At 70.0% G+C, this 12050-nt stretch carries 9 protein-coding genes; 4 read left to right on the top strand and 5 right to left on the bottom strand.

All coding sequences use genetic code 11. The features are described from left to right. Together EAO75_RS00510 and EAO75_RS00505 are read right to left on the bottom strand one after the other, a co-directional pair. A partial coding sequence (locus tag EAO75_RS00510; protein ID WP_147993161.1) for an ornithine cyclodeaminase family protein occupies positions 1–913 on the bottom strand: 913 nt, incomplete at its 3' end. A gap of 14 nt (positions 914–927) precedes the next feature. After that, a complete protein-coding gene (locus EAO75_RS00505) occupies positions 928–1929 on the bottom strand; it encodes a multicopper oxidase domain-containing protein (protein ID WP_147993034.1) in 1002 nt (333 codons plus the stop codon). A 178-nt stretch (positions 1930–2107) separates the two neighbouring features. Here EAO75_RS00505 and EAO75_RS00500 point away from each other — a divergent pair, with 178 nt between their 5' ends. Then, positions 2108–4585, top strand: a complete 2478-nt coding sequence (locus EAO75_RS00500) for a ThuA domain-containing protein (RefSeq protein WP_187284241.1) — start codon at positions 2108–2110, stop codon at positions 4583–4585. Between the two features lie 14 nt (positions 4586–4599). Then, a complete protein-coding gene (locus tag EAO75_RS00495; protein ID WP_147993159.1) occupies positions 4600–6789 on the top strand; it encodes an OmpL47-type beta-barrel domain-containing protein in 2190 nt (729 codons plus the stop codon). On the opposite strand, the gene ligD is transcribed toward EAO75_RS00495, so the two are convergent. Continuing rightward, positions 6776–7801, bottom strand: a complete 1026-nt coding sequence (gene ligD, locus EAO75_RS00490) for a non-homologous end-joining DNA ligase (RefSeq protein WP_147993033.1) — start codon at positions 7799–7801, stop codon at positions 6776–6778. The genes EAO75_RS00495 and ligD overlap by 14 nt on opposite strands. Positions 7802–7875: 74 nt before the next feature. Here ligD and EAO75_RS00485 point away from each other — a divergent pair, with 74 nt between their 5' ends. After that, on the top strand, positions 7876–8946 hold the full coding sequence (locus EAO75_RS00485) for an ATP-dependent DNA ligase (RefSeq protein WP_147993032.1): 1071 nt from the start codon (positions 7876–7878) through the stop codon (positions 8944–8946). A gap of 45 nt (positions 8947–8991) precedes the next feature. Here the strand turns inward: EAO75_RS00485 and EAO75_RS00480 are convergent, their stop codons facing one another. After that, positions 8992–10182 (bottom strand): zinc-dependent alcohol dehydrogenase, encoded by a 1191-nt coding sequence (locus EAO75_RS00480; RefSeq protein ID WP_147993031.1) that lies wholly within the window; start codon positions 10180–10182, stop codon positions 8992–8994. Positions 10183–10463: 281 nt separating this feature from the next. Here EAO75_RS00480 and EAO75_RS00475 point away from each other — a divergent pair, with 281 nt between their 5' ends. Continuing rightward, positions 10464–11408: a DUF3048 domain-containing protein gene (locus tag EAO75_RS00475; RefSeq protein WP_147993030.1), complete on the top strand. Its 945-nt coding sequence runs from the start codon at positions 10464–10466 to the stop codon at positions 11406–11408. 21 nt (positions 11409–11429) lie between these two features. Here the strand turns inward: EAO75_RS00475 and EAO75_RS00470 are convergent, their stop codons facing one another. Further along, positions 11430–11894 carry a MarR family winged helix-turn-helix transcriptional regulator gene (locus tag EAO75_RS00470; protein ID WP_147993029.1) on the bottom strand — a complete coding sequence of 155 codons (465 nt, stop codon included), beginning with the start codon at positions 11892–11894 and terminating at the stop codon, positions 11430–11432. Between the last annotated feature and the right edge of the window lie 156 nt (positions 11895–12050).

The raw sequence follows: 12050 nt of genomic DNA, 5'->3' as shown, positions 1-12050 counted from the left end.
GCCCCAACCCCTCCCGCTCCGCCGCCCGATAGGCCGCCCAGCTCAGCGCCAGGTCCTGCCAGGGCAGGCCGACCGGCGCGTAGACGCTACGGCTCTCGGCGCTCGCGCGTCCCGGGTGGTCGCCCCGCAGCACGTCCGCCAGGGTGGCGTCGGCGGCGGACGCCGGAAGTTCCGCAGCCGCCAACACCCCCATGCTCGCAGCGAGTTCACGGTCGTCCACGACGAGCAGCGCGGCGCGCAGCAGATCGGCGGACAGCTCCTGCTTGCCGGGCTCGTCCGCGCCCAGGCTCGTGAAGTGCTGGCTCTCCCGCGTGTCCGACAGCCCCAGCAGCGGCGAACGGGCCCACGTCGCCAGCAGTACCGTGTCCGCGGCCGCCGCGACCTCCGTCGCCGAGGCCACGGCCCGCCCCGCGTGCCGCGCGGCGAACGCCTCGGCCCGCTCGGCGTCCGTGTCATGGACGACGAGCTCGCGATACGGCCGCAGCTGCGCCAGCCCCCGCACCATCAGCTCGGCCTGGGCGCCCGCGCCGACCACCCCGAGGACGTCTCCCGGACCGGCCAGTGCATGCGTCCCCAACGCCGCCGCCAGCCCCGTACGCCATGCCGTGACCGTGGCGGAGTCGAGCAGCGCCAGCAGTTCCCCGTCCCGACCGCTGTGCAGACAGATCACCCCGCGCAGCGCGGGCCGGGCGCCGGGGAACTTGGCGTTGACCTTCACGGTGTACGCCTCGATGCCGGGCAGCACGCCGGGGATCAGCGCGGTGGCGGTGCCGGGGAAGGGCAGGTCGGTCCGCACCCGTTGCCCCGCGACCGTCGCGTCCCGCGCTCGCAGGAAGCCGTCCCGCAGCACCTCCAGACAGGCCCCGGGCGCCAGTACCGCTTCCAGATCACTACGCGTCAGAACGAGGGTCACCCGTCCATGATCCCTCAGTGTTCGTGCGCAGTCCCCGAGGCCGCCTCATGACCGTGCTCGTGCGGTTCGTAACCGGGAATGGTGCCGTCCGCCTTCTTCACCAGGAACAGCCCGACCATCCCCATGTCGGAGTGGCTCTGCACATGGCAGTGATACATCCACGCACCGGCCCCGACGCCCTCACCGGCGATCACCTGGAAGCCGAAGGAGTCCGCCGGGCCCACGATCTTGTTGTCGACGACCTGGCTGGGGTCGTCCGGGCCGGTGAGCATGCCGGTGCGGTTGTCCGCCCAGCGGTGACCGTGCATGTGGAAGGTGTGGTAGTACTCGCCGTGCGTGATCATCACGAACTCGACGCGATCGCCCACCGTGGCCTCGAAGTTGGGGCCGCTGTGCGCGGGCTTGTTATTGATGAGCATGTCGTTGAAGACGATCGTGTGGGTCGCGTCCGGGAGGACATCGCCCTTGCGCCGCACGATCACCGGCCCGTACAGCCCCTTGCGGATGCCGCCCGTGCCGTGCTCCGTGCCGACGACGTGGTCGTGGTAGTGCCAGTAACCGGCGCTGCCCGCCCGCCAGGTGCCGTCCGCCCGACGGCCGGGGGCGTGGGTGCGCCAGGTGTAGGTGCGGGTGCCGCCGGGCTCGACGTCGCTCTTGTTGAGCTTCGTGCCGTCGCTGGTGATCTCGTAGTCGAGGCCGTGGACGTGCAGGCTCACCGGAACGTCCATCGCGTTCTCGAACTCGACGTGCAGCGTGTCGCCCTCGTTGAGCTCGATCAGCGGGCCGGGGATGGTCGCCTTGCCCTTCTCCAGGCCGTAGCCCATCTGCCCGTCGGCGAGCTTCTCGGCGTACAGCTTCATGCGTCTGACCTCGCCGCCGGCCGGGGCGCTCCTCGGTGGTGTGTCAGCGCCCATGGCCTCGGGTACCGATGCCAGCGACAACGATGTCGCGACGGTGGCGCCGCCCAGCAGTACGCGCCTGTTGAAGCTACGTCGGTCAAAGCTGCGTCTGTCCATGCCGAACTCCCCACGGCGGTACGGAAATTACGGGGATGAACCGCTGAGACGGTACCGGCCACTCTCCCGTTTTTCCACACTGAGGACAAAGTTGGTCCCAGTGCGGTCATAGGTATTGGCGAGTCGTTCAAAGGGGTCTAGCTTCCTTTTCGCTGTTGCTGTGACCGTGGAGGTGCCCATGCGCTTACGAGGGTTGAGCACGAGAAGACAGACTTGGGTGGCCACCGTGACGGCAGGGATCGTCGCCGCCGGGCTGATGGCAGCCCCGGCGGCCGACGCGCGCCCTGCTCCGGAGCCGCCCCTGACAACGATGTCCATCAAGTCGCCACCGGGCGGCGCCAATGTGCGTGTGCTGATCTTCTACGGGTCCGCCGCCGCCGGCGACGAGTCGCCTGTGGTGAACGCCGGCATCGAGGCGATCGAGAAGATCGGCCTGTCGGGCCCGGCCGACCAGCGCTTCAAGACCGAGGCCACGAACGACGCCTCGGTGTTCACCGATGAGACCAGGTTGGGCCGTTTCAACACGATCGTCTTCCTCACCGGTGGCGGCGACGTCCTGGATCCGGAGCAGGAGGCGGGCCTGGAGGCCTACATGGAGGCCGGCGGCGGTTTCGTCGGCGTCCATGACGCGGCCCGCGCCGAGCCGTACTCGGACTGGTTCACCGGCCTCGTCGGCGCCCGCCCGGCGGCCGGCGGACCGACGAATGCCCAGCGAGCGGTCGTCGAGGTCGGCGACCGGCGGCATCCGGCCGCCAAGGACCTGCCGGTTCAGTGGAAGCGGCCGGACAAGTGGCTGAACTGGGCGAAGAACCCGTCGGGTTCGGTGCACACGGTCGCCCGCGTACGAGAGTCCAGCTACCAGCCGGGTTCGAGCGCCAACGGCTGGGATCACCCGGTGAGTTGGTGCCGGGACTACGACGGCGGCCGTTCCTTCTACACGGGCATGGGCGGCACGGTGTCGTCGTACGACGAGACCGACTTCCGTACGCATCTGCGCGGCGCCCTCCTGTGGACGACCCGGCTGGTCCAGGCCGACTGCAAGGCCACCATCACCGGCAACTACAAGGCCGAGCGGCTCACCCAGGCCAACCAGCCCGGCCGGAACGACCAGATCGGCGAACCGCACGGCCTGGTCACCGCGCCCGACGGCCGTGTGCTCTACATCGGCCGGGGCGGCGCCGACTCCTCCCAGCCCGTGGTCACCGACTGGAACAACCCGGACATCGGCAAGGGCAAGGGCGAGATCCATGTCTACGACCCGAAGACCAAGAAGGTCACCCTGGCCGGGGCGTTGACGGTCTTCGGCAACAAGGGCGGCGGCGACGAGCTGATCAAGGTCGAGGAAGGGCTCCTCGGCATCGAGCTCGACCCGCGCTTCGAGCAGAACGGCTGGGTGTATCTGCACTACACCCCGCACTCGCAGGTCAACCGCGACACGAGGATGGCCGAGCGGCGCGTCTCCCGCTTCACGCTCGACCTGGCCACCGACAAACTGGACCTGGGCAGTGAGAAGGTGCTGCTCAAGTGGCCGGTGCAGGTGCACAGTTGCTGCCACGCGGGCGGCGGGATGACCTGGGACTCCCAGGGCAACCTGTACATCGCGACCGGCGACAACAACTCCAGCGGGTTCAGCGGCGGTTACTCGGGCAACAACCCCGAGCCCAACTACAAGGGCGTGTCCTTCGCCGACGCGCGCCGCACCGCCGGCAACACCAACAACCTCAACGGCAAGATCCTGCGCATCCACCCGGAGCCGGACGGGACGTACACGCTCCCGGACGGCAACCTCTTCACGGGCCGGGAGACCGACGAGGGCGGCGGCAAGACGCGCGGCGAGATCTATGTGATGGGCGTCAGGAACCCGGCCCGCATCTTCGTCGACCGGCAGACCGACACCCTGTACGCGGGCTGGGTCGGCCCCGACGCGGGCGCGCCCTCGACGACCTGGGGTCCGGCCAAGTACGACACGTTCGCCGTCATCACCAAGGCGAGCAACCGGGGTTGGCCGTACTGCATGGGCAACAAGCAGCCCTACCGCGACCGCAATCTTCCGGACCCGAGCAAGCCGCTGGGCTGGTACGACTGCAACCACCCGAAGAACGAGTCGCCGAACAACGACGGCCTCGTCAACCTCCCGCCGGTCACCGGCAACAACATCTGGTACTCGCCCCAGGGCGGCGCCCCGGACTTCCCGCGCGACGCGAACGGCGTGCCGTCGTACAAGCAGGAGGAGGCCACGTACGGGCTGCCTTGGCTCAAGGGCGGCGGGCAGGCCGCGATGAACGGACCGGTCTACCGGTACGACGCGGCGAGCGCGAGTGGGACCAAGTGGCCGGCCTACTGGGACGGCAAGTGGTTCGTCGGTGACTTCTACGACGCCGACCAGCCGCGCAACGCGGTGATCACCGACCCCAAGACACACGGGGACGGGGGTCTGCCGGTCCACTCGGAGTCGCTGAAGAAGATCGTGCCGATCGGCAACGACGGCATCAAGAACCTCATGGACTGGAAGTTCGGTCCGGACGGCGCGCTGTACGTGCTCGACTACGGACGGGGCTTCTTCACCTCGGACGCCAAGTCGGCGCTGTGGCGCGTCACCTACACGGGCGGCGGCCCGACGCCGGCCGCCGACCAGCTGGCGAAGGGGGCGCAGTGACACGGCAACGAAGAATGTGGGCGGCCCTGTTGGCCGCACTGCTGGTGGTGCTGGGGCTGCAAGCACTGCCCGCGACCGGGCAGCCGCAACCACAGCCGGAGGCGGCCGCCGCCCAGGTCCTCACCTGGACGGCCGGCGACGACATCACCAAGTACGCCTCCGCCCCCACGACGGCGGTTGCGGGCGCGACGACGATCGTCTTCGAGAACAGCACGGCGACCGGCAACACCACCGGAATGCCGCACACGTTGACGTTCGACACCTCCGACCCCGAGTACAACAACGACGTCCAGCTGAACATCCTCGCCAACCCGAACGACGACCAGGCCGGCAAGCACACCGCCGAGGTCACGCTCACCCCCGGCCGCTACCGCTACTACTGCACGATTCCCGGGCACGGGCAGATGCAGGGCATCCTGGTGGTGACCGAGGGCAGCGGCGAGGACACCACAGCGCCCGAGGCGTCGGCGCACGTGAGCGGGACGCAGAACTCGCAGGGCCAGTACGTCGGTTCGGCGAGCGTGGCGCTCCATGCCACCGACAACGAGGGCGGCTCCGGCGTCGACCGCGTCGAGTACGCGGTCGGTGACGCGGGCGCCTGGCAGCCGTACACCACCCCGGTCGTCGTCGACCAGGTCGGCGACCACAAGATCCGCTACCGCGCCTTCGACAAGGCGGGGAACGTCTCGGCGGAGAAGAACGTCACGTTCACGGTCGTCGCGCCGCCGACCGATGACACGACTGCGCCGCAGACGTCGGCGACGGTCAGCGGCGAGCAGAACCCCGACGGGACGTACATCGACATGGCGACCGTCACCGTCTCCGCCTCCGACACCGGTTCCGGCGTCAACACCATCGAGTACGCCGTCGGCACCGGAGCCTGGCAGCCGTACACCTCGCCCGTGATGGTGCACGAGGTCGGTGCTCACACGGTGCGCTACCGGGCCACCGACAAGGCGGGGAACGTCGCCGCCGAGAAGAGTGTGCAGTTCACGGTCGTGGCGGCGCCCCAGCCGGACACGACCCCGCCGGTGACGGGCGTGACCGTCGACGGCACGAAGAACTCGTCCGGGGCCTACGTCGGCAACGCCGAGGTGACCGTCACGGCGTCCGACGAGCACCACGGCTCGGGCGTCGACCGGATCGAGTACTCGATCGACGGCGGGCCGTACCTCGCGTACGGCGCCCCGCTGGTCGTCGACCGGGCGGGCACGCACACGCTCGCCTACCGGGCGACGGACAAGGCGGGCAACACCTCCGCGGCCCGTACGGTGACCTTCACCGTGGTGTCGAGCCAGGTCCCGGCGCCCAACTGCCCGGAGTTCGACGAGCGGTTGACGGTGATCGTCGGCACGGTCGACTCAGGGGTCCCGAACCGGCTCACCAACAGCCGGTGCCGGATCAACGAGTTGATCGAGGACGAGAAGGAGTGGACGTCCCAGGCGCTGTTCCTCAAGCATGTGACGACGGTGCTGGACCAGCTCCTGAAGGACGGGGTCGTCGACCAGCGCGAGTACAACGCCGTCCGCAAGGCCGCCCGCGAGTCCGGGATCGGCACGCCCGGGCAGACCGAGGGCTACCGGACGATCCTGGACGGCAGCGCCGGGTCGTTCGCCAAGTGGCAGCAGGTGGGCGGCGGTTCGTTCGCGCAGAACGCCGACGGCTCGATCACGAGCGGCACCAGCAAGGCCGGCCTGGGCATGCTGTGGTTCCCCGAGCGGAAGTACGGCGACTTCTCGCTCAAGCTCCAGTGGCGTGACGACGCCCCGGGCACCGGCAACGCCAACTCCGGTGTGTTCGTGCGGTTCCCCTGGGTGCACGACCACCCCGAGGAGACGCGGCCGGAGTGGGTCGCCATCAAGTACGGGCACGAGGTGCAGGTGCTCGACCGGCCCGACGGCGACATGTACAAGACCGGTTCGGTCTACGGCTTCGACCGGGTGGGGCTGGCCGGTGCCGGCGTCACCCAGAAGGGGACCTGGAACGACTACGAGATCCGGGTGGTCGACCAGCACTACTCGGTCTACCGCAACGGCGTGCTGATCAACGAGTTCGACAACACCGGTGGCCAGGACTTCGTCCCGCCGCGCTCGGACGACCCGGGCACGGACGGGCGGCGGTTCGCCTCCGGCTACGTCGGGCTCCAGGTGCACGGCACGACGGACGTGGTCTCCTACCGGGACATCCGGATCAAGGAGTTGTAGGTCCCTCTTTGCGGGCCCTGCTCGGCTGTACCCGCTTGGGTTCCCCCGGCATCTTCGGATACTCGGGCGGGTACGGCAGATCGCCGAGCCCGTGATCACGCTCGTCCTTGTTCGCCAGCTCCAGCAGCGCGTCCAGGGAGAAGCGGTGGTCGTCCATGTCCGCGTGCACGTCGCCGAGTTCGGCGAAGCGCGCGGGCATGGTGGTGATGTCGAAGTCCCGGGGATGGGCCACGCCGACCTCGTCCCAGCTCAGGGGCGCGGAGACCGGGGCGTGCGGGCGGGGACGTACGGAGTACGCCGAGGCGATGGTCCGGTCCCGGGCCGTCTGGTTGTAGTCGACGAAGATGCGCTCGCCGCGCTCCTCCTTCCACCACTTGATCGTCACATGGTCCGGCATCCGGCGTTCCAGCTCGCGCCCGACGGCGATCGCGGCCCGCCTGACCTGGGTGAAGGTCCAGCGCGGCTCGATCGGCACGAAGACGTGCAGGCCCCGGCCGCCGGAGGTCTTGGGCCAGCCCCGCAGGCCGCCGAACTCCTCCAGGACGGCCCGGAGTTCGTGGGCGGCGCGCACGGCGTCGTCGAAGTCGGTGCCGGGCTGCGGGTCGAGGTCGATGCGCAGTTCGTCGGGGCTGTCGACGTCGTCACGGCGGACCGGCCAGGGGTGGAAGGTGAGGGTGCCGTACTGGGCGGCCCACAGGACGGCGGCCTCCTCGGTGGGGCACATCTCGTCGGCGCTGCGGCCGCTGGGGAAGGTGATGTGGGCGGTGGGGATCCAGTCGGGCATGTTCTTGGGCGCCCGCTTCTGGTAGAACCACTCGCCGTTCAGGCCGTCCGGGTAGCGCTGCAGGGTGGTGGGGCGGTTGCGCAGGGCGCGCAGGATGCCGGGTCCGACGGCGATGTAGTACTGGGCGAGGTCCAGCTTGGTGAAGCCGTGCTCCGGGAAGAAGATCTTGCCGGGACTGGACAGGCGTACCTTCCGGCCGCCTGCCTCCAGCTCCACCGCTTCGSCCATGCGAGCCACGGTAGGCGCACTGTCCACCCCGCGCACACTGGGCGGCGGCCGCCTTATGCGCGCAGAATCGGACCATGGACCTTCCGGTGATGCCACCCGTGAAGCCGATGCTCGCCAAGTCGGTGGCGAAGATCCCGCCGGGCATGCAGTACGAGGCGAAGTGGGACGGGTTCCGGGCGATCGTGTTCCGCGACGGAGACGAGGTCGAGCTCGGCAGCCGTACCACGAAGCCGCTGACCAGGTACTTTCCCGAGCTGGTGGCGGGGCTGAAAGAGCGGCTGCCGAAGCGGTGCGTGCTGGACGGGGAGATCGTGATCGCGCGGGAGGGCCGGCTGGACTTCGACGCGCTCACCGAGCGCATCCACCCGGCCGACTCCCGGGTGCGGATGCTGGCCGAGCGGACCCCGGCGTCGTTCGTGGCTTTCGATCTGCTCGCGCTGGCGGACGAGTCCCTGGTGGAGACCCCGCTGGCGGACCGGCGGGCGCTGCTCACCATGGCGCTGTCCGGGGTGACGGAGCCGGTGCATGTGGCGCCGGCGACGACCGACGTCGCGACGGCCCAGGGATGGTTCGAGCAGTACGAGGGGGCCGGTCTCGACGGGGTGATCGCCAAGCCGCTGACGCTGCGCTATCTCCAGGACGAGCGCGCCATGTTCAAGATCAAGCACGAGCGCACGGCAGACGTCGTCGTCGCGGGCTACCGCCTGCACAAGAGCGGACCGATCGTGGGTTCCCTGCTGCTGGGCCTCTACGACGACCGTGGCACCCTCCAGCACGTGGGCGTGTCGGCCGCGTTCTCGATGAAGCGGCGCGCCGAGCTGATCGATGAGCTGGAGCCGCTGCGTATGGCGGAGGTGGCCGGGCATCCCTGGGCGGCGTGGTCCGACGAGGCGGCGCACGAGTCGGTCCGGCTGCCGGGAGCGCCGAGCCGCTGGTCGGGCAAGAAGGACCTGTCCTGGGTGCCGCTCAGACCCGAGTGGGTGGCCGAGGTGGCGTACGACCACATGGAGAACGGCGCGCGCTTCCGGCACACGGCCCGCTTCCGCCGCTGGCGCCCGGACCGGACCCCCGACAGCTGCACGTACGCCCAGTTGGAGGAGCCGGTGCGCTACGACCTCGCGGCGATCTTCGGACCGCAGGCCTGACCGACGGTGCGTCTCGCGCGGGCGCGGGTCAGGGCTTCACGCGGGTCAGGGCTTCATCAGTACCTTCACCACGCCGTCCTGCTTGTGCTGGAACATCTCGTACGCGTGCGGGGCGTCGCTGAGCGGCAGGCGGTGCGTGGCGAAGTCGTCCACGCCGAGCGGGTCCTCGTCCGTCAGATACGGCAGGATGTCGTCGCTCCAGCGGCGTACGTTGGCCTGCCCCATCCGGATCTGGATCTGCTTGTCGAACAGGGTGAGCAGCGGAACCGGGTCCGCGGTGCCGCCGTAGACGCCGGACAGCGAGATCGTGCCGCCGCGCCGCACCAGGTCGATGGCGGTGTGCAGGGCGGCGAGCCGGTCGACGCTGAGGCGTTCGGCGAGCGGGGCGCTCAGCCTTCGGGGCAGCATCGCCGCGGCCTGCTGTGCCAGCCGGGCGGCGGCGCTGCCGTGGGCCTCGGTGCCGACCGCGTCGACCACGGCGTCGGGGCCGCGTCCGGCGGTCCGGTCGCGGATGGCGGCGACGAGTTCCTTCTCGTGGTCGAAGCTCCTCAGGTCGAAGGTCTCGACGCCCCGCTCGCGCGCCCGCTTCAGCCGCGCGGGCACCAGGTCCACTCCGAACACCTGCCCGGCGCCCCGCACTTGGGCGACGCGGCAGGCCATGTCGCCGATAGGGCCGAGGCCCAGCACGGCGATGCTGCCACCTTCGGGGACCTCGGCGTAGCGGACCGCCTGCCAGGCGGTGGGCAGCACGTCGGAGAGGTACACGAACCGGTCGTCGGGCGGCCCCTCGGGGATCTTGATCGGTCCGTACTGCGCCTGCGGGACCCTCAGGTACTCGGCCTGGGCGCCCGGCACGGAGCCGTACAGGCGGGTGTAGCCGAAGAGGGCGGCGCCCATGCCCTCGCCGGTGACCTGGGTGGTCTCGCACTGCGTGGGCAGCCCGGTCAGGCACATCCAGCAGTTGCCGCAGGCGATCTGGAACGGCACCACGACCCGGTCCCCCGCCTGAAGGTCCGGCACCCCGGCACCGACCTCCTCGACGACGCCGATCGGCTCGTGGCCGAGGATGTCCCCCGGCGTCATGAACGGGGTGAGCACCTCGTACAGATGCAGGTCGGAGCCGCACAGCGCGGTGGAGGTGATGCGGACGACCGCGTCCGTCGGCTCCTGGATCCCGGGATCGGGCACGGTCTCCACCCGTACGTCCCGCTTGCCCTGCCAGGTCACTGCCCTCATCGCCCGCGCTCCCTCCGGTCGCCCGCGCATGGCGCTCGTACCGTGGAGCCCGGGTACCCCTGCGCTCCCCCGCCGAATCGCCGGTACGGACGGTGCGCGGTGGGCCGACCGGTTGTCAGCGCCAGGGCCGATCGACGGATTCGCGAGGAGCACCGGAACCGACCGGGGTATGTGCACCTATGAACAGATAAGCGCACAATTGATGACATGAACTGGGCGGGTGGCTGCGGGTGACGACGGTGGGCAGACAACGAGCGGCACGCACAAGACGCGCCACGACCATGACCGGACTGCTGGCCGCCGTGATGGCGGCCGCCCTGGCCGCGGGCTGCACGACGTCCGACGGCGCACGCGACGACGGCCGCGGCCAGGGGCGTTCGTCGGCGCCCGGCGACGGCGAGAGCCGGGCGAAGGGCGCGGTGCTCGCCGTGAAGATCGACAACTCCCGCGCCGCACGGCCCCACACCGGCCTGAACGAGGCGGACATCGTGTACGTCGAGCAGGTCGAGGGCGGGCTCAGCCGCCTGATGGCGGTGTACGCGCAGAAGCTGCCCAAGGTCGTCGGCCCGGTGCGCAGCGCACGCGAGACCGATCTGGAGCTGCTGCGCCAGTTCGACCGGCCGGTGCTCGCCTTCTCGGGGGCGCAGGGCAAGCTCCTGCCGCTGATCGACAAGGCTCCGTTGCAGGCGGCGCCGCCGGAGAAGGCGCAGGACGCGTACTTCCGCGGCAATTTCCGGCCCGCGCCGCACAACCTCTATCTGCGGCCCCAGCGACTGATGGCCACCGCGCCGGGCACGTCCGTCCTGACGACGGGCTTCCGCTTCGGCGCCGCCCCGGCGGGCGGGAAGACCACGGCCGTACAGTCGGTGCGCTTCAAGGCGGCCCAGTACTCGTTCACCTGGTCCAAGAGCCGGGACCGCTGGATGGTCGGCATGGACGGCAAGGCCGCCGCGACGACGGACGGCAAGCGGGTCATGGCCGGCACGGTCGTCGTGCAGTACGTGAAGGTGCGCAAGTCCCCGTTCCACGACAAGCTCGGCAACTACACGCCGTACACCGAGACGGTGGGCTCCGGGAAGGCGCGGGTGCTGCGTGACGGGCGTGCCTACGACGTCAGGTGGAAGCGCCCGAAGGCCGCGGACGGCACGACGTTCACGACGAGCAACGGCAAGCGGATGAAGTTCCAGCACGGCCAGGTGTGGGTGGTGTTCGCGACGGCGCGCTGAGTTTCGCGGGAAGCGCCGGGATCAGGGCTGTGCGACGAGGGGTTCCGCCGGGTTGCGCAGCCCCTCGGCCGCGTCCGCGACACGCCGGATCAGGTCGAAGAACAGGGTCTGCTCCTCGGCGGAGAGCGGTGCCAGGAAGACCTGGTTCATCCGGGCCGTGCGCACGGTCAGCTTCTTGTGGGTGCGCAGGCCCTCGTCCGTGAGACGCAGCAGGAAGCGGCGGCCGTCCTGGGGGTCGCGGACCTTGTCGAGCAGCCCGCGCCGGCCCAGCCGGCTGATCACCTCGGCGATGGTGGACCGGTCGAGCCCGACCCGCTCCCCCACCGTCCGCTGATCCAGGCCCGGCTCGGCCACCAGGGTGTTGAGCACGGCGAACTGGGGCGAGGTGATCTCCTCGGAGACCATCGTGTTCCACAGCAGGTAGTGCGCCTGCTGGAGCCGCCGGGCCAGGTGCCCGGGGTGGGTGGTGAGGTCCACGGCGGCCATGCGCGCTCCCCTGGTCGTTTTCGTCGGTGCACTGAACAATACCTGGCCTGACCCTGACTGTCTGCGGCACTTCCGACTCTGACGGCATCGCATTTACCGAGGTCTTGACGGTTTCCCGCTCCAGTGGCAGCGTGAGGGAGAACCTCGCAGAAATAA

The organism is Streptomyces sp. UW30 (assembly GCF_008042075.1).
GTDB lineage: Bacteria > Actinomycetota > Actinomycetes > Streptomycetales > Streptomycetaceae > Streptomyces.
This window is presented reverse-complemented; position numbering and strand designations above follow the sequence as displayed.